The sequence below is a fragment of the Bacteroides sp. f07 genome, assembly GCF_042854785.1.
In the GTDB taxonomy this organism is placed as follows: domain Bacteria; phylum Bacteroidota; class Bacteroidia; order Bacteroidales; family Bacteroidaceae; genus Bacteroides.
Map to the genome: position 1 here is coordinate 2933609 of NZ_BAABXI010000001.1, position 18439 is coordinate 2952047.

Consider the following 18439-nt stretch of genomic DNA (forward strand, 5'->3'; position numbering starts at 1 on the left):
CCGATTTTCTCTTTCTATTCAGTTGAGCGTCCATGTCAACACAAAATCCGGATGGATACGATAACCAACTGTATAAAGTTCATGCAATTCCGTCACAAACTCTTGAACTTGAAACGTGCCCTCTTCCTGAGGAACAAAATGCGTCAGACGAAACTTGCGGAGATCGGCGTCAGCATCCTCCATACGTTTAAAAACCGCTTCCTTTGCAGACCAATGCAATAACAGGCTCCAAGTTGTATCTCCCTGATAAGTTTCCGCCTGTTCGTCAGAACGGACATAGCGGTCGGATACCCGATGGACACGTTGACCATATTGCTCAATATCAATGCCGACAGCAATCCGGGAACCAAGCATCACAGCCACATATCCTTTGGTATGAGAAATACTGATAAAGAAAGAACGATCCGCCAGATAAGGCTTTCCCTCGGAAGAATAACCAATTTCCTTATCCTCCCGTAACATAGAATACAGCAAAACACGAACGGACAGCCATTCCATCTTACGACGTTCGGAGACAAAGCGGTTCAGTTCCTGTTCGCAGAAGATTCTTCGCGCATCGGGCAAAAGAGCCAATAATGCATCCAAAGACTCTTCCATCTTCCAGACAGCCCACTGTATATCGTCCGTCTTATGTTGCAGAAATAACGCCATCTTACGTTTGCCTGATTATACTTTCGTGATTCTATTTTCGTAATTCGACTTTCGTAATTCTACTTTCAAGGATTATTCTTTCTCTTCCGCCCCTTCCGTATCCTTGGGCAGAATCGTGAACTTGACTTTCAAAATACGGCGGCTATCCATCTCCAATACCTCAAACTCGTAATTGTGATAAGTCACTTTCTCGTGCAATGCCGGAAACTCACCTTTAATCTCGAGCAACATACCTGCCAAAGTATCGGCATCCCCCACCACTTTTTCAAACTCATCCTCATCTACTTTCGCAATCTTATAAAAATCTGTCAACTGCGTTTTTGCTTCAAATATCCAAGTGTGGTCATTCAACACAACGTATGTACGTTCTTCATCGTCATACTCATCATGGATTTCCCCTACTATCTCTTCGATAATATCTTCCATCGTCACCAGTCCGGAAGTTCCCCCGAACTCATCTACAACGATGGCAATATGAATCTTATTTGCCTGGAAATCACGAAGCAAATCATCAATCATCTTCGTTTCCGGCACAAAATAAGCCGGACGAATCAATGACTGCCAACGAAAATTATCCCCTTTGTTCACATGAGGAAGAAGATCCTTGATATACAATACCCCCTTGATATTATCCCGCGAACCGGTATAAATAGGAATACGCGAATAAGCATTTTCGATGATACACTGCATCACTTCCTTGAAAGGTGTACGGATATCCAAATCGACCATATCCAGACGTGATGTCATAACTTCCTTCACAGTCTCTCCACCGAAACGGATAATTCCTTCCAGGATATTATTCTCTTCAGAAAGTTCCGCCTTATCCGTCAGTTCCAGCGCGTGAGACAGTTCGTCAACAGAAATATTATGGTTCTTCTTGGCAAAATGCTTGTTCAGAAAAGTTGTAGAACGTACCAGGACAGTAGCTATCGGATGAAATATTTTTTCCAGATAATAAATACCCGGTGCGGAGAAACGGCAAAAAGTCAAGGTCTTCTGTGCCGAATAAATCTTCGGCATAATCTCGCCGAACAGAAGCAACAGAAAAGTAAGTATTACGGTCAGTATCAAGAACTCTGCCAACGGAGAATGAAAAACAAAAACATTCATAAAGAAGAAGTTGCAGAGCATGATAATGGTTACATTCACAAAATTGTTAGTAATCAATATCGTTGCCAGAAGACGTTCAGAGTCACCAAGAAGGGCACTTATTTTATCATCGGAAGGATGATTGCGTTCGTCAATATCATTCCGGTCTGAAGGAGAAAGCGAGAAAAAAGCGATTTCAGAAGCCGAAGCAAAACCGGAAGCAAGCAGGAGCACACCTGCCAGTACTATGGCGATAATAGCAGAGATAGAAGGAGTGTTTACGGTAATACCGTTGAAAATATCAGCCAATTGGCTTAAATAACCATCTGAGTCCAAAGAGTATATATTTTAGTTTAACAAAAGATAATGTGCCAATCTGCCTGCGAAAACCTATCGGCACACTATCACATTATTTAGAACGGCAAGTCGTCTGCCGGATTATTTTGTACAGGTTGCGACTGCTGCATTTGCTGCGGCTGCTGCATTTGTTGGGATTGCTGTGGCTGTTGCGACTGCTGTGGCTGACCGACACCAGGTTGCTGTGCAGAAACTCCCACACCCGGATTAGCCCCTTTCGGAGACAGCATTTCCATATTATCCACATAAATCTCAGTGATATAACGCATAGCTCCCGACTGGTCACTGTAAGAACGTGTTCTGATCTTTCCTTCCAGATACAGTTTGTCACCTTTGTGCACATACTTGTCTACAATCTCAGCCAAACGGTTGGATGCAACGATATTATGCCACTCCGTCCTTTCAGGAATCTGGGTTCCATTTTGCAATGTATAGCCACGATCTGTCGTAGCTAACGGAAAAGTTGCTACTGCCGAGCCTGTATCAAAGTATTTCACCCGCGGATCTTGTCCCACGTTTCCTATCAATATCACTTTATTTACTGACATATATATATCAAGTTTATAATTCTTAGTTTCAAATCCGCTGCCAAAATTAAACAGAATAACAATAGGATGCAAGAATTGTTATAACTTTTATTTCGGAGCAATATACTTCTCAATAAAAGCGTGCACTAACCTGGAAACAGCATATTGCTCCAATTCTTCCGCCTTTATTTTCTGAAACTTACTGAAAGAAGCCGTCTCTTCGGGCAACGTCACTTCATAGAAATCAGCATAAATCACCCGGTGGGACAACACATGCTTCACCTCTCTGCAAACCGAACGGACTACCGGCTGCTCTCCCTGCGCAAAGAATGCCCGGAACTCAGGCAAAGCCAAAAACTCTTCTTCCGACAAAGCCACCGGAGTCTCTATCAAAGGCAACTCAAACAGATTCTTCCAGATATCATCTTCCGTCCGTTTATTAATAAAGGTATGCGCGCCCGCACGTACATAAATATAATTGAAATAACGGTTTGTCGTTTTCGTCTTATGCTGCTTCACCGGCAGTTTACCGACCAACCCTTTCGCAAGAGCCGAACAACTGTCCGCCAACGGGCAAAACAAGCAATCAGGCGACTGCGGAGTACACTGAATCGCCCCGAAATCCATAATCCCCTGATTGTAAAGAGCCGGCCGCTTCCTGTCCAGCATCTCATCCGCCAAAGCCGCAAAGAGCTTCTTCCCCTCTGTCGAATCAATCGGCGTGTCGATACCGAAATAACGTGAAAGTACACGATACACATTTCCGTCCACCACCGCATAAGGCATGCCATAAGCAAACGAGCAGACAGCCGCAGCCGTGTACTCCCCCACTCCCTTCAAAGCCAGCACTTCCGCATACGTTTTCGGGAAAACCCCGTTCATGCTTTTAGCGGCAGCATGAAGATTCCGGGCACGTGAATAATAACCCAACCCCTGCCAATATTTCATCACCTCATCCTCATCTGCATCCGCCAACGTCTGCACGTCGGGAAAACGCTTGACGAAACGAAGAAAATAATCATACCCCTGCACCACACGCGTCTGCTGAAGGATAATCTCCGAAATCCATATCAGATACGGATCGGAAGACTCCCGCCAGGGCAATTCACGTTTATTCTCCTCATACCACTTTATAATCGCTTCAGTAAACTCATTTATAAGACCGGTCTTCATGTATCATCTAACATTTATCTTGCATATACTATTCAAAAGCCACACAAAAGTAACTCTTTTGGTTCTAAGAAAACCCAACGCCACCATTTTTTTAGAAAAATGTGCATAATATATTTTTTTAGGAGCTTAAAAAGCTATATATTTGCAGTCCAAAAAATTAGCAATAACATAGTAATAATATTTTTTTTAAGGAAAAATGACTAAAGCAGATATTGTAAACGAGATTACAAAGAAAACTGGAATTGACAAGCAGACAGTTCTTACAACAGTTGAAGCATTCATGGAGGCTGTTAAAGATTCATTGTCTAACGATGAGAACGTGTATTTACGCGGATTCGGTAGTTTCGTAGTAAAGAAAAGAGCACAGAAAACCGCTCGTAATATTTCTAAGAACACTACTATTATCATCCCTGAGCACAACATTCCGGCTTTCAAACCGGCTAAGACATTTACAATTTCAGTAAAGAAATAATAAACAAGAGTATTAACCCATAAAATGTGAAGCTATGCCAAGCGGAAAGAAGAAAAAAAGACATAAAATGTCTACGCACAAGCGTAAAAAAAGACTAAGAAAGAACAGACATAAAAGCAAAAAATAATTTTTAGGTCTGGATCACACAGAAATAAAGAACAAACTTGCGAAGCTCGATGTCTTTCAAGTTTGTTCTTTGTTTAAGTAGCTAACCCAAAACGAACAATTTGTCAAAAAAGTTGTTCATATAAATGAGATTCAATCAATAATAAGGAAACAAAACAGTGACAAGTGAACTAGTAGTTGACGTACAGCCCAAAGAGGTATCCATCGCCCTTCTCGAAGACAAGAGCCTGGTGGAACTTCAAAGCGAAGGAAGGAACATCTCCTTTTCCGTGGGCAATATGTATTTGGGACGTATCAAGAAATTGATGCCCGGACTGAATGCATGCTTTGTAGACGTCGGTTACGAGAAAGACGCTTTCCTTCATTATCTTGACCTGGGTCCTCAATTTAACTCACTCGAAAAGTTTGTAAAGCAGACTTTAAGCGACAAAAAGAAGCTGACCTCCATCAGCAAAGCAACCCTGCTTCCCGACCTCGACAAGGATGGAACTGTATCCAACACACTCAAGGTGGGACAAGAAGTAGTGGTGCAAATCGTAAAGGAACCTATCTCCACGAAGGGACCGCGACTGACGTCCGAAATTTCGTTTGCCGGACGCTATCTCGTACTCATCCCTTTCAATGACAAGGTTTCCGTATCACAAAAAATTAAATCGAGCGAAGAACGCGCCCGCCTGAAACAACTGCTGATGAGCATCAAGCCGAAAAACTTCGGCGTCATCGTCCGCACGGTAGCCGAAGGCAAACGCGTAGCCGAACTCGACGGAGAGCTTAAAGTCCTGATCAAGCATTGGGAAGATGCGATGGCAAAAGTACAGAAAGCCACCAAGTTTCCGACGTTGATTTATGAAGAGACCAGTCGTGCCGTAGGTTTGTTGCGCGACCTCTTCAACCCTTCTTTTGAGAATATTCACGTCAACGACGAGGCTGTGTACAATGAAATCAAAGACTACGTATCACTGATTGCGCCCGACCGGGCCAATATCGTGAAACTGTACAAAGGCCAGCTTCCCATTTACGACAATTTCGGTATCACCAAGCAGATTAAATCCTCGTTTGGTAAAACCATCTCTTACAAGAGTGGTGCCTATCTGATTATTGAGCACACTGAGGCGCTTCACGTAGTAGACGTGAACAGCGGTAACCGCACCAAGAATGCCAACGGACAGGAAGGTAACGCACTCGAAGTAAATCTGGGAGCCGCCGATGAACTGGCGCGCCAACTGCGATTAAGGGATATGGGTGGTATCATCGTCGTGGACTTCATCGACATGAATGAAGCCGAAAACCGTCAGAAACTTTACGAACGTATGTGTGCCAATATGCAGAAAGACAGGGCACGGCATAATATTCTGCCGCTCAGCAAATTCGGGCTGATGCAGATTACACGCCAGCGTGTGCGTCCGGCAATGGACGTCAACACGACCGAGACCTGCCCTACCTGTTTCGGCAAAGGCACTATCAAATCGTCCATTCTCTTTACGGACACTTTGGAGAGTAAAATTGATTATCTGGTCAATAAACTGAAGGTTAAGAAATTCTCGTTACACGTCCACCCGTATGTGGCCGCTTACATCAACCAGGGACTTGTTTCCCTGAAACGGAAGTGGCAGATGAAATACGGATTCGGTATCAAGATTATTCCAAGTCAGAAACTCGCATTCCTGCAATATGTGTTCTATGATACACATGGAGAGGAAATCGATATGAAGGAAGAATTCGAAATCAAATAGACAGAAAAGGCGGCTCGTTGCAACGGGTCGCCTTTTTGTATCACATAATCACCGGAAATTTCATTTTTTATTCTTATTTTTGTAGGAAAATGAAAGAGTTATGAACCTACCTGCAAAGCGTAAACGTATTCCGTACGGAATGATGAACTTTATCGACGTCCGCGAAGATGACTGTTATTATGTGGACAAGACACGATATATCCCTCTTATTGAGAATGCGAACAAGTATTTCTTTTACATTCGTCCGCGCAGATTCGGCAAGAGCCTTACTCTTTCCATGCTTCACCATTACTATAATATATTGGAAGCAGACAAGTTTGAGAAATGGTATGGCGACCTCTATATAGGCAAACATCCCACTCCCGAACGAAATTCATATCTTATCATTTACTTGAACTTTGCCGTAGTTAACGCTGAACTGAAGAGCTACCGGCAGTCATTGGACGCACATTGCAATACAGAATTCAATTTCTTCTGCGACATCTATGCCCAATACCTTCCTAAAGGAATAAAAGAAGAAATGAACAAAAAAAAAGGAGCCGTAGAGCAACTGGATTATTTATATAAAGAATGTGTCAAAACCAATCAGCAGATTTATTTATTCATTGACGAATACGATCACTTTACAAACAAAATTCTATCCGAGCCTTCCTGTCTGGAAGACTACAAAAGCGAAACACATGGAACCGGCTACCTGCGCAGCTTTTTCGATACAGTGAAAGCCGGAACCTATTCCACTATCAAACGTTGCTTCGTGACAGGTGTCAGTCCCGTCACTATGGACGACTTGACCAGTGGGTTCAATATCGGTACCAATTATTCCCTCTCTTCTGAATTTAACGAAATGACTGGATTCACCGAAGAAGAAGTACGGGCAATGCTTGATTATTATGCCACTACCAGCGAGTTCCATCATTCTACCGACGAGTTGATAGAAACAATGAAACCGTGGTATGACAACTACTGTTTTTCGGAAAACAGTTATGGCAGGACAACAATGTACAACTCAAATATGGTACTCTACTTCGTAGATAATTATATTCGTAACGGTGGAGAAATGCCCCGTAATATGGTAGAAGAAAACATCCGTGTAGATTACAACAAACTACGGATGCTTATCCGCAAAGACAAGGAATTTGCTCACGATGCCTCGACCATTCAGACATTGGTACAACAAGGATATATCACCGGTGAACTGAAAACCGGATTTCCTGCCGAATCGGTAGCAGAACCGGACAACTTTGTCAGCCTATTGTTCTACTTCGGAATGTTGACTATCAGCGGAACGATAGAAGGAGAAACGAAATTGACTATTCCCAATCAAGTAGTTCGCGAACAACTGTACAGTTATTTATTGGATACCTATAACGAAGCAGAGCTCCGCTTTGATAATTGGGAAAAAGGGAAACTGTCCTCTGCCATGGCTTATCGTGGTGACTGGAAAGCCTATTTCGACTATATTGCCGAATGCCTGCACCGATACTCTTCCCAGCGTGACAAGCAGAAGGGTGAAGCATACGTACATGGATTCACATTAGCTATGACCGCCCAAAATCGTTTCTATCGCCCTATCTCCGAACAGGATAATCAGGAAGGGTATGCCGATATTTTCATGTCTCCCCTATTGGAAATCTACCAAGATATGCTTCATTCCTACATTATTGAATTGAAGTATGCCAAAGGAAAGGACAGCGATGAGAAGATAGAACAACTCCGACAGGAAGCTATCGCGCAAGCCAACCGCTATGCTGCCAGTGAAACGGTACAGAAAGCAATCGGTACAACGACTCTGCACAAAATCGTAGTTGTCTATCAGGGAATGAAGATGGTAGTGTGTGAGGAAGTTTAAATTATCTATTTCTCTTCCACTATCCACTTTTCAATATTGCGGGTTTCCGCGCTGAAGTTTATGCCGATTTTAAAGAGCTTCCGTCCGTCCATTTCGAAAGGAAGGGCGTAATGCTTGTCATTAATTTGCTGCAAAGCCTCTTCGGCCGTGCCGTTCAGCTTAAATTCCATTATATAAATGAATTTATCAGTCTGCAAGACGAGGTCGATGCGTCCATCGTTCGTGTTATATTCCACGTTGACGTAGAAGCCGACCAGTTTAAAGACAATGAAAAGCACGTTTTCGTAATGCAGTTCCTGGTCACGAATCACTTCGTAGGTAGTGTCCGCAAAGAAACTTTGCAAGCGGTGGAAGAAAGAATCATAATCACCGGAACGCACCTCACGAACAAACTTTTGAATCTCAAAAGGGGATTCTACCTTATTCACATTCGCATAAAAAGGAAGTAGGAAACGGATAAATCCCTCTTCCACTTCACGATTTGGGAAACCTAAACGATACATTCCAAATTCTTCATCATACCCCTTGATGGTGAGGTATCCGCTCTGATAAATCACCGGAATGGGATTGGTGGATTCAGAGTCTATGCTGTTCAAGACCTGGGCGTCGGTTTCCTCGTGTGCCATCCGTTCCAGGTCATAATGATGTTTTTTTAGCAACTTCACTAAACAGGTAGGCGTACCCGTCTCAAACCAATAGCTGCCGAATTCCTTGCGTTTGAAAGCGTTAAGCAGACTGAACGGATTGTACATGCCGATTGAATTGTGAGTAAAATGATAGCCGTCATAGCACTCTCTCAGTTCTTCACAAAGCTTGTCATACGTTATACCGCGCGCTACTGCAAATTCATGGAGTTCTGTTTCCAGATTTTCGTGAATTTCACGCTCGCTGACACCGCATATTTCGATGTACTCATTCCACATTGAAATATCATCCAGATTGTTCAAGTCACTGAATACACTGACTTTGCCAAACTTTGTCACGCCAGTAAGGAATGCAAACTTAATGCAGCCGTCCATTGTTTTGAGCGCTCCGTAGAACGGTTTCAAGGTATTTCGGAATTGTTTTTGAAGTTCCTCATTACCAATGGCTTGTAACATAGGTTTGTCATATTCGTCGACCAAGATGACCACACGTTGCCCTGCCAATTTACAGGCACGCTCTATGATACCGGCGAAACGCAAGGAAAACGAACGTTCGGACGGCTCGGCACCATAAAGTTTCTCCCACGCTGTCAGCGATTTATCAAGTATATTATTCAGACTTTCCAGTGTGTCATACTTTTCAATATTAAGGTCGAGATGCAATATAGGATATTTAATCCAGTCTTTTTCCAACTTTTCTACTGCCAGTCCTTCAAACAGCTCCTTCTTTCCTTGAAAGTAAGCCTCTAAGGTAGAGATGAGCAGACTCTTTCCGAAACGGCGCGGACGACTCAAAAAGTAATAACTTCCGGTCTTGACCATTTGATATATCAATGCAGTTTTATCAATATAGAAATAACCGTCATTACGAATCTTTTCAAAATTCTGAATACCGATAGGATATATTTTATTGCTCATACTCTCTGCTTTTATAAAAAATGCGCTTTCTTATTGCAAAGATACTGATTTTAGTAGATTTCTCTGCTATAGCAAGTTAAAAGAAAAACATTTCACCTACAATAAAAGTTTCACTGCCACTTTCTGCTTTAGCACTACTACGACGAGAATATCCTTAACTGCAGCTTCGGTCCAATCATTTGCTTGCTGAATAGTATTATTATTCGGATTTGACAAATCTGCGACAAGTACTTCAAGAACATCACTTTTACAAATTTTCTTTCTTCATAAAAAAATCTCAATTATTAATATTTACATTTATAAAAAATTACTTTCAGTAACTACAAAAATATGAATATTAAATTTTACATACATAAAAACAGTCAAATAAAAAGTCGTAACTTCAAGTTTAGCCTTAGAATATATTTGCTTACATTTGCACAATTTTCAGGGTCAAAAGCCCTATTTCGTTTAATTTAAAATTTTAAGAATCATGAAAACTCATGAATCAGCCAACGACGGCAACTGTATTAACGGTTTCAAGCATTTCTCTGACTTAGCGGTAGAGTATTTCCCGGATTTGTCCACTCCCAGTTCGGCCAGCAGAAAATTGCGCAACAGTATCAGAAGCCACAAAGAGTTGTGCGCTCAAATGACCGCAGCAGGCTACACAAAGAAAACAAACAACGTCAGTCCGAAGATGCAACTCATCCTCATCGAATTTCTGGGGGCACCCGTCATCAAGATACCGCCAACTAACAAAACTGCAATCGAAAGTGTAAACGCAGACAAGAAATAAAAGGAAAATCGAACTATATATTTTTAAATATATAGTTTATTATTTATTGTTTATAATGTGTTCTGACAAGCGTTCTGAGTCATTTTTCTTTACACACATAACAATCAATGATACAGCAACTTACACGAAGAAAAAGGTGTTCTGACAAGCGTTCTGCACAAGCATCCGTTTTTCTGCTCTCAAACAGAGCCTCTGATTCACCCGAACGAAGGCTATGTTCACTCCAAACAGACGCTCCGTTTCCCCCCAACGGAGCGTCTGTTTCATTTCGCACCCAATGAACCGCATCCCGGGACGAAAAAGGATTTTTTTAGCTCTGTTCTCCACCTGTCAACCCCTGCGAACCGTACTGAACATGGCTTATTGCATACCCATGAAAACTGGTATATATTTGCCGGAAATTAAAAACAATCGACTTATGAAGAAATTTAATTTCCAGTCCATGACGGCGCGCGGATTCCTGATTATCCCCAAATCTTTGCTGCAACAGCAGATTGACAACGGACATGGTTGCGAAGGGGATACAGAGGCACTCTTAATCATGCTTATGAAGGTCAACTATTCGGAGACGCAATATACCGGATATCAAAATAAGGAGTTCGTGTGCCGGCGGGGCGAAAGCATGCACAGCTACCGCGACTGGAGCCGGATTTTTAACTGGAGTATCTGCCGGACTTTCCGCCTGATTCATGACCTGGAAACCGCAGGAGTGATTGAAATCATCCCGCATGAAGACAAGTCCTTGCATATCCGCGTGGTGGAATATGACAAATGGGTGGGGAATCCCGAAGCGATGAAAAAGAAGAAAGCCGTCAACGAGAAGTTTTTCTACTTCTGGGACGAGTATCACGCCATTACGCAACTTCCCAAAGAGAACATAGCCAAAGTGCAGCGCGAATGGAAAAAACTCAGCAGCAAAGAGCAGCAACTCGCCATCGACAAAATCGAGGAATATTATTTCCATCAGACAAATTCCAAATATGTCCTGCATGCAGGCAGTTACTTATCTAATAAAGCTTTTCTTAATGAATACTGAGAACCGGGTTTCGCCACAAGCGCCCGAAGTGGAAGAGGCTATCATAGGCGCCTGCCTTATCGAGCAGGACGCCTTACCGCTGATAGCGGGGAAGTTACGCCCGGAGATGTTTTACGTGACACGTCACCAGTTGATTTTCAACGCTTTGCTTGCCATGCACCGGACGGGCACGAAGATTGATATCCTCACCGTGAAAGAGGAGCTTGCCCGGCAGGGAAAGCTTGAGGATGCGGGCGGCCCCTACGGCATCACGCAGTTGAGCAGTAAGGTGGCCAGTTCCGCACACATCGAGTATCATGCGCAGATAGTGCACGAGAAGTTCCTGCGGCGGGAGATGATTCTGGGATTGAACAAGTTGCTCGCCTGCTCGCTGGACGAAACCATAGACATCGGTGACACGCTGGTGGACGCGCACGACCTGCTCGACCGCCTGGAAGGGGAATCCGGACACCATAGCAATATGCGCGACATGGATACGCTGATGGCGGATGCCATGACGGAAGCCGAGGGGCGTATCGCCCGGAGCGTGGATGGCGTGACGGGGATTCCTACGGGGCTGACGGATTTGGACCGCATGACGTCGGGGCTGCAGAACGGAGAACTGGTGGTTATCGCTGCGCGTCCCGGTGTGGGAAAGACGGGATTCGCGCTGCATCTAGCACGAAACGCGGCAATGGCGGGGCATGCCGTAGCGGTCTACAGTCTTGAGATGCAGGGCGAAAGGTTGGCAGACCGGTGGCTGACGGGGGCGAGCAATGTCAGTGCCGGTCATTGGCGCGGGGGGACGGTGAGCGCGCAGGAGATGGCGGAAGCGCGCGCCGTGGCTGCCGGACTGGCACGGTTGCCGATTCATGTGGATGACAGTACGGTGGTCAGTATGGAGCATGTGCGTTCCAGCGCACGGTTGCTGCAAAGCCGGAATGAGTGTGGCATGATTATCATTGATTACCTGCAACTTTGCGACATGAGCAGCGGGCAGAACAACAGGAATCGCGAACAGGAAGTGGCACAGGCTGCGCGGAAGGCGAAGTTGCTCGCCAAGGAGCTGAATGTACCGGTGGTGTTGCTGAGCCAGTTGAACCGTTTGTCGGAAGGGCAGATAGACAGGCGCCCGGAACTGAGCCAGCTCCGCGAAAGCGGGGCCATCGAGCAGGATGCGGATATGGTGATGTTGCTGTATCGCCCGGCGTTGGCACGGGTCACTACGGATAGGGAAAGCGGATATCCGACCAAAGACCTGGGTGTGGCCATCATCGCCAAGCAACGCAACGGGGAGACGGGAAACGTTTATTTCAGCCATAATCCGGAAATGACGAAGATTACGGACTATGTTCCGCCATTGGAATATCTTCAGAAACATGCCAGATAAGGATGGGGAAAACGGTTGTTTTTGCGGTTTATTTTTCATTACATTATAGATTTGTTTTAGGGGGTTCAAAACGGTTGTTTTTTGCTTGGAAATATTTTATAAAATACTTGACTTCCCTTTCGTGGTTTTGTATCTTTGTATAGTCGGAAGGACAGAAAATAATTATTACTTAAACCTTAACTTTTTCAAATTATGAACGTATTAGTAGAGCGCTATCAGCGCAGAAAGAATGTGAGCGAGGAAGACTCGCAGGTATTGTATTATGTACGCCAGAAATCGGGTACTGTAAGGGTGATGGACGTCAACAAGCTGGCGGATGCCATCGAAGCAAATTCCTCGCTTACGGCGGGAGATGTGAAGCATGCTATCGAGGCTTTTGTGGAGCAGTTGCGCCTGTCGCTTACGCAAGGCGATAAGGTGAAGATTGATGGATTGGGGACTTTCCATATCACGCTGAGCAGCGAGGGCACGGAGAAGGAGAAGGATTGCACGGTGCGTTGTATCCGCAAGGTGAATGTACGGTTTGTGGCTGATAAAGCGCTACATCTGGTGAATACGAGTCATACCACTACCCGAAGTGAGAATAATGTGGATTTCGTCCTGGCGGGAAAGGGTGATGCTAAGGGTGGTTCCGAAGGGGGCGGCGCCGATGGTGGAAACGGTGGCGGTTCCGGCGAAGGGGATGACGGGGAAACTCCGGACCCGGCAGCATAAAGGCTGTCCCTTTCCTTGAGGTAAACCTTATTAATGAACAGTTCCACATGATTGCCGGGGAGTAGTTATTTTATCCCCGGCATGTGGTTCATGTTTTCTCTCCCATTTTCATGTTTCATTTTTCAATTCTCAATTTATTAAAATGCTAGATAAAATTATAGAGATTATCATGACGATTCTACCCTTTTTGGGCAGTAACCGTAAGAAGCGCAAGGTTATGGCGCAAGAGGTCAAGGAGTTCAGTGAACTGGTGAAAGGTCAGTATTCTTTTCTGATGCAGCAGTTGGAGAAGGTGTTGAAGGATTATTTCGACCTTAGTTCGAGGGTGAAGGAGATGCATACGGAGATTTTCTCGTTGCGGGGACAGTTGGCTCAGGCTGCGGCTTTGCAGTGTGTCAATAAAGAGTGTGTGCAGCGCAGTAATGCAGGTAATGCGGGTAATGCAGGTAGTGCAGGTATGGCTTTGAAAGAAGCTTGACGACGGAAGTGATGCGACCTATAAACCTGATAGTAGTCCACTGTTCCGCTACACGTGAGGACAGGGACTTTACGGAATATGACTTGGATGTCTGCCATCGCAGACGGGGATTCAACGGAGCGGGGTATCATTTCTATATCCGGAAGAATGGGGATATCAAGTCTACCCGGGCGATAGAGAAAATCGGAGCGCATGCGAAAGGTTTCAATAGTGAGAGTATCGGTATTTGTTATGAGGGCGGACTTGACAGTAAAGGACGGCCGAAGGATACGCGTACCGAGTGGCAGAAACATTCTCTGCGGGTGTTGATTCTTACTCTGCTGAAGGATTATCCGGGTTGCCGGGTATGCGGGCATCGGGATTTGAGCCCGGACTTGAACGGGAATGGGGAGATTGAGCCGGAAGAATGGATTAAGGCTTGCCCTTGCTTTGATGCTGAGACTGGCTGGGGAAAAGTGTAATCCCCCCAAAAAAGAAAGCGGCTCGTTGCTATACGAGCCGCTTTTTGTTATTTATAATCCTTTTACTTAGCATCAAATGCTGTATCAATCAATGCTTTCAAGTTCTGATAATGGCTCTTGTATATGCCACTTGAAGCACTTGCCGCACTGTTCAGTTCACTTCTAAGACTTACCAGTTGTCCGCGGGCAATGGCAGGCGCTTCCGAAGGGGAATCCGGGGAATAACTCATCGGATTAGAGTTATTTTTCGGCTTGTCGAGCATGGCAATCAAGGCGTTCACATAGACTTTTTGCAAAGCACGCTGATTGAAGTCGGGCTTCTTGCCACCTCTGAGGTCGCTCCAGATACCTTTCTTCAGGTCTTGGAACATTTCATTGGAAGTATAGGCTTTATTGCCGTTCATCAGTTCGTTGGTTGTCATTTTGTCCAGCGTGCGGCTGCTAAGCAAGCGCTTCAATATGTTACTCTGCACGCGGAAGATATAATTGAAGGTATTGACTCCGGCCTTTTCTGTCAGTTTGTCGTCCATCAACCAGGTGGGCGTGGTGAATAATTCTTTGTTCAAGAATGTCACAGCTTTCTTCTGCATATCCTTCGGCACAAATTCTACTGCTTTCACGTCGGTCTGTTCTACCGAAATCGGGGTGCTGTAAATACCGGCGACATTGGTTGCTACATGTCCCATATACAGGGAGAATTGTCCGGCTACGTTGCTGTATAAGGTGCTTGCCTTTTGGTAGCCCTCGTTCGGTTCGTATGTCCAGTTGATGACTTCGGGCATGATACGTTTCAGATTCTTGATGCCGTATGTGCCTGCCAGCACTGCGTCGTCTCCCAAGTCCTCGTTCTGGTTGCGGGGGTCGTCACGGTCGGTTTCCGTGCCGAAGGTGTAACGTTTGTCTTCCTTCAGTTTGCTGATAATCCACTTGTTCATATAGGGGAGTTCAGCTTCTGCCGTCTCAAATTCAGGCATCCAGCGGTAGCCCCATTCGATAGACCAGTCGTCGTAGATACCGATGCGGGGGAAGATTCCGGCACGTGAGATATTGTCTTCCGGCTGGGCGATGTAGTTGAAACGTGCGTAGTCCATGATGGACGGGGTGTGGCCGTTGGCTTCTACCCATGCTTTGTCTCGCAGTTTTTCTACCGGGACGGTGGCGGAAGAGCCGAAGTTATGACGCAAGCCCAGTGTGTGACCTACCTCATGGGAAGATACGAAACGAATCAGTTCACCCATCAGTTCATCGTCAAACTGGGGTTTGCGTGCTCCCGGGTCGATGGCTCCGGCTTGTACGATATACCAGTTGTAGAGCAGGAGCATTACGTTGTGATACCAGTTGATGTGCGTTTCGAGGATTTCACCGCTGCGGGGGTCGTGTACGTGAGGGCCGCTTGCGTTAGGAATGTCGGATGGTTTATAGACGATAGCCGAGTGGCGGGCGTCTTCCAGGCTCCATGTCGGGTCGTCCGTGGGGGCTTCTTTGCCGATGATGGCGTTCTTGAAGCCGGCTTTTTCAAAGGCTTTCTGCCAGTCGTTGACTCCTTGAATCAGGTAGGGAACCCACTTTTTAGGAGTGGCGGGGTCGATGTAGATGACAATTGGTTTCTTGGGTTCTACAAGTTCGCCTCTCAGGTATTTTTCCTTGTCCTCGTCTTTCGGTTCGAGACGCCAGCGGGTGATGTTCGCTTTGTATTTCATACCATGCGGGTTGCCGTCAAAGTCTTTGTAACCGACTGCGAAGTAGCCTACGCGGGCATCGAACAGTCTCGGTTTCATCGGTTCTTTGGGAAGAAGCAGCATGGAGCTGTTCAATTCGTAGGTCATAGGGCCGGTGGAATTGTAATATTGAGCCATCATTTTCTCCATAGGGCTGCCCATGGGCGGTTTGCGCTGGAAGGTGCGCACGGTGCGGACTTCGATATTTTGAGGGAAGGCTTTCAGTGTGTCGATGTAGCTGGCGTCGGGTATCATTGAGGTTGCGCCGATATTGTCTTTCGCAAAGTTGGAGAAAGAGAACATATCGCCGTCCTTGCGGATAAAGTCGGTCATTTCGATTACGTAATTTTTCGTCAGGCTGTCTTTGCGCATTGTCTTCAGCGGGAAGGTGGCGACGATGGGCTGGACGTTGGAGTTCAATACTGCCTGATACATTCCCAGTGTATCGGTAGAATGTTCCAGATAGGAGATTTGGCGGATAAACAGTTTGTTGTCACGTCCCAGTTCGAAGCGGATTACTTCGTCGCTGATATGGTCGCCGGGGTAACCGGCTTTGCGCTTCTGCTTGTCTACCGGGGCTTTTACAATACGGTTCACAATCAGTATGTCGCGTCCGAACAGTGAATCAGGTATCTCGAAGAAGTATTTTCCTTCTATGCAATGCACTTTGAAGAAGCCATTCATCGTCTTGGCTTTATTGGTGATTACACTTGCGTAAGGTTGGAAAGGGGATTTTTTGACTTTGGCTATGGAGTCGGCTTTAGCTTTGTCGGCAGCCATTTCGGTAGCACTTTTCTTTTTTTTCTTCTTCTTAAAGAGGTCGGTAGACTGTGCTCCGGCTGTCGGAATCAACATTGCCAGGAGCAACAAAAGGGTAGTTAGTTTTCTCATGCTTTTATTTTTAAGATGTTAGTAACTGCAAAGTTAACTATTCATGTGAGCTATCCAAATCATACTATCTTATTTTTACAAAGCGACATAAATTATTTCTTTTCCTGTTCAATATTGGCGCAAGATGTTGTCTAGTTTTCCGACAAGATAGAAAGGAATATTTATCAATTTGAAATTTTTTCCGTCCGTTGTCTTTACTTCATCTACGGAGTAAGGTTGTGACCATACCCTGACGGCAAGAGTCTGCGAAGAAAGATTCATGAATGAATGCAAAGAACGCAAATGAGCATTATGACCGGACTTGACTTCAATAGGATAAATCATAGAATCCTGTACCCAGACAAAGTCGACTTCCGCATTAGAACCGCTCTTATTGCGCACCCAGAAACAACGTTTCTGGCTGACTTTATCTGTCAGTGTCAACAACTCCTGCGCTACAACCTGCTCTGCTATCATACCACGCCAGGCATCCATGATATCTTTTGCCCCCAAAACTTCTTTCTGCACCTGTGCCGCATAATTGACCAATCCCGTATCCAGCCAAACCAGTTTCGGCATGCGCTTTATTTCCGGAGTTGCGGGAACCTCAGTAGCCGTAGTAGGATAGACCAGCTCCAGCAGCATCGCTTTTTCTAATAAACGAAAAGCCTCTCCTACTTCACGGGCATTATAGGACGAACCGGCAAATCCGCCTAAAGTTACAGCTTGTCCCGCTTTATGCCATCCTTCCTTTAGTATAAAACGAATGACTTCGGGAAGTTTCCTGCCCTGAGCATACTTTTCCACATCATCCCGATACCCTTGAAGAAGTGTTTCATAAGTGGACTCCAAAGATAAAATATCTCTGCGCTCTGCATAAAGTTGAACCACTTCCGGCATTCCCCCGATAAGGGTATATACATTGAACAGCAGCATCAGACGGTCATGGAAAGCAAGGGTTATTTCAGGCTTATCCAAAACCGGCAACAAGGATTCTTCGCCAATAGCCCCTAAAAACTCGCGAAACGAACAAGGACGTAGTGCCATGTATTGCACTCTCCCTACAGGAAATGAGATATGTACATCTACCAGATTTTCTAATAATGAACCGGCAGCAATGACATAGATATCCGGCAGTTCTTCATAGAAATAACGTAGCAATGCCACCGCCCTTGCCGAGTTTTGAATCTCATCAATAAAAAGCAATGTATTTCCCTCTTTCTTCGTTTTGCCACAATGTGCAAAAAACAGGGGCATCAAATCTTTTAACGGCACGGCTAGTTCAAACAAACCCGCTGCTTCCCGTTTCTCCAAATTCAAAGAAAGGTAATTCTCAAACTGTTTTCCGAATTCATTTACTACCGTCGTTTTACCGACTTGTCTTGCTCCACGCAAGATTAAAGGCTTTCTATGGGTGTCTTCTTTCCATCTTTCCAAATGGAATAATATATCTCTTTTAAACATGAGTTATAAACT

16 protein-coding genes are annotated in these 18439 nt (G+C 45.0%); 9 read left to right on the plus strand and 7 right to left on the minus strand.

What is annotated here, in order from left to right; all coding sequences use genetic code 11:
• Nucleotides 1-18: 18 nt before the first annotated feature.
• The 4 genes from ACGHVY_RS12085 to mutY all read right to left on the minus strand — a co-directional run bounded on the left by ACGHVY_RS12085 (nt 19) and on the right by mutY (nt 3782).
• A complete protein-coding gene (locus ACGHVY_RS12085; RefSeq protein ID WP_390599289.1) occupies nt 19-651 on the minus strand; it encodes a 4'-phosphopantetheinyl transferase superfamily protein in 633 nt (210 codons plus the stop codon).
• Between the two features lie 72 nt (nt 652-723).
• Nucleotides 724-2076, minus strand: a complete 1353-nt coding sequence (locus ACGHVY_RS12090) for a gliding motility-associated protein GldE (RefSeq protein ID WP_390599290.1) — start codon at nt 2074-2076, stop codon at nt 724-726.
• 77 nt (nt 2077-2153) lie between these two features.
• Nucleotides 2154-2645, minus strand: a complete 492-nt coding sequence (locus ACGHVY_RS12095) for a single-stranded DNA-binding protein (protein ID WP_390599291.1) — start codon at nt 2643-2645, stop codon at nt 2154-2156.
• Nucleotides 2646-2732: 87 nt separating this feature from the next.
• Nucleotides 2733-3782, minus strand: coding sequence for an A/G-specific adenine glycosylase (gene mutY / locus ACGHVY_RS12100; RefSeq protein ID WP_390599681.1), 1050 nt, complete (start codon nt 3780-3782; stop codon nt 2733-2735).
• A gap of 211 nt (nt 3783-3993) precedes the next feature.
• On the opposite strand from mutY, the gene ACGHVY_RS12105 reads away from it, so the two are divergent.
• From ACGHVY_RS12105 to ACGHVY_RS12115, 3 genes are all read left to right on the plus strand, one after another.
• Nucleotides 3994-4269 carry an HU family DNA-binding protein gene (locus tag ACGHVY_RS12105; protein WP_390599292.1) on the plus strand — a complete coding sequence of 92 codons (276 nt, stop codon included), beginning with the start codon at nt 3994-3996 and terminating at the stop codon, nt 4267-4269.
• Between the two features lie 284 nt (nt 4270-4553).
• A complete protein-coding gene (locus ACGHVY_RS12110) occupies nt 4554-6128 on the plus strand; it encodes a ribonuclease E/G (protein WP_390599293.1) in 1575 nt (524 codons plus the stop codon).
• A 100-nt stretch (nt 6129-6228) separates the two neighbouring features.
• Nucleotides 6229-7977 carry an AAA family ATPase gene (locus tag ACGHVY_RS12115; RefSeq protein ID WP_390599294.1) on the plus strand — a complete coding sequence of 583 codons (1749 nt, stop codon included), beginning with the start codon at nt 6229-6231 and terminating at the stop codon, nt 7975-7977.
• A gap of 5 nt (nt 7978-7982) precedes the next feature.
• Here the strand turns inward: ACGHVY_RS12115 and ACGHVY_RS12120 are convergent, their stop codons facing one another.
• On the minus strand, nt 7983-9539 hold the full coding sequence (locus ACGHVY_RS12120; RefSeq protein WP_390599295.1) for an ATP-binding protein: 1557 nt from the start codon (nt 9537-9539) through the stop codon (nt 7983-7985).
• A 472-nt stretch (nt 9540-10011) separates the two neighbouring features.
• Here ACGHVY_RS12120 and ACGHVY_RS12125 point away from each other — a divergent pair, with 472 nt between their 5' ends.
• From ACGHVY_RS12125 to ACGHVY_RS12150, 6 genes are all read left to right on the plus strand, one after another.
• Complete coding sequence (locus tag ACGHVY_RS12125; protein WP_308747221.1) at nt 10012-10317, plus strand: DUF4248 domain-containing protein; 306 nt, start codon at nt 10012-10014, stop codon at nt 10315-10317.
• Between the two features lie 418 nt (nt 10318-10735).
• Nucleotides 10736-11353 (plus strand): hypothetical protein, encoded by a 618-nt coding sequence (locus tag ACGHVY_RS12130; protein WP_308747222.1) that lies wholly within the window; start codon nt 10736-10738, stop codon nt 11351-11353.
• Nucleotides 11343-12722 carry a replicative DNA helicase gene (gene dnaB, locus ACGHVY_RS12135; protein WP_390599296.1) on the plus strand — a complete coding sequence of 460 codons (1380 nt, stop codon included), beginning with the start codon at nt 11343-11345 and terminating at the stop codon, nt 12720-12722. Before ACGHVY_RS12130 ends, dnaB begins: the two co-directional genes overlap by 11 nt.
• A gap of 192 nt (nt 12723-12914) precedes the next feature.
• Nucleotides 12915-13436 carry an HU family DNA-binding protein gene (locus ACGHVY_RS12140; RefSeq protein WP_390599297.1) on the plus strand — a complete coding sequence of 174 codons (522 nt, stop codon included), beginning with the start codon at nt 12915-12917 and terminating at the stop codon, nt 13434-13436.
• Nucleotides 13437-13578: 142 nt separating this feature from the next.
• Nucleotides 13579-13914, plus strand: coding sequence for a hypothetical protein (locus ACGHVY_RS12145; protein WP_390599298.1), 336 nt, complete (start codon nt 13579-13581; stop codon nt 13912-13914).
• 11 nt (nt 13915-13925) lie between these two features.
• Nucleotides 13926-14375, plus strand: coding sequence for an N-acetylmuramoyl-L-alanine amidase (locus tag ACGHVY_RS12150; protein ID WP_294554796.1), 450 nt, complete (start codon nt 13926-13928; stop codon nt 14373-14375).
• 62 nt (nt 14376-14437) lie between these two features.
• Here the strand turns inward: ACGHVY_RS12150 and ACGHVY_RS12155 are convergent, their stop codons facing one another.
• Together ACGHVY_RS12155 and ACGHVY_RS12160 are read right to left on the minus strand one after the other, a co-directional pair.
• The gene (locus ACGHVY_RS12155) at nt 14438-16984 is read right to left on the minus strand and encodes a zinc-dependent metalloprotease (protein WP_390599299.1); all 2547 of its coding nucleotides are present in this window, start codon (nt 16982-16984) and stop codon (nt 14438-14440) included.
• 108 nt (nt 16985-17092) lie between these two features.
• Entirely contained in the window at nt 17093-18427 is a 1335-nt protein-coding gene (locus tag ACGHVY_RS12160) for an ATP-binding protein (RefSeq protein WP_390599300.1), read from the minus strand.
• Between the last annotated feature and the right edge of the window lie 12 nt (nt 18428-18439).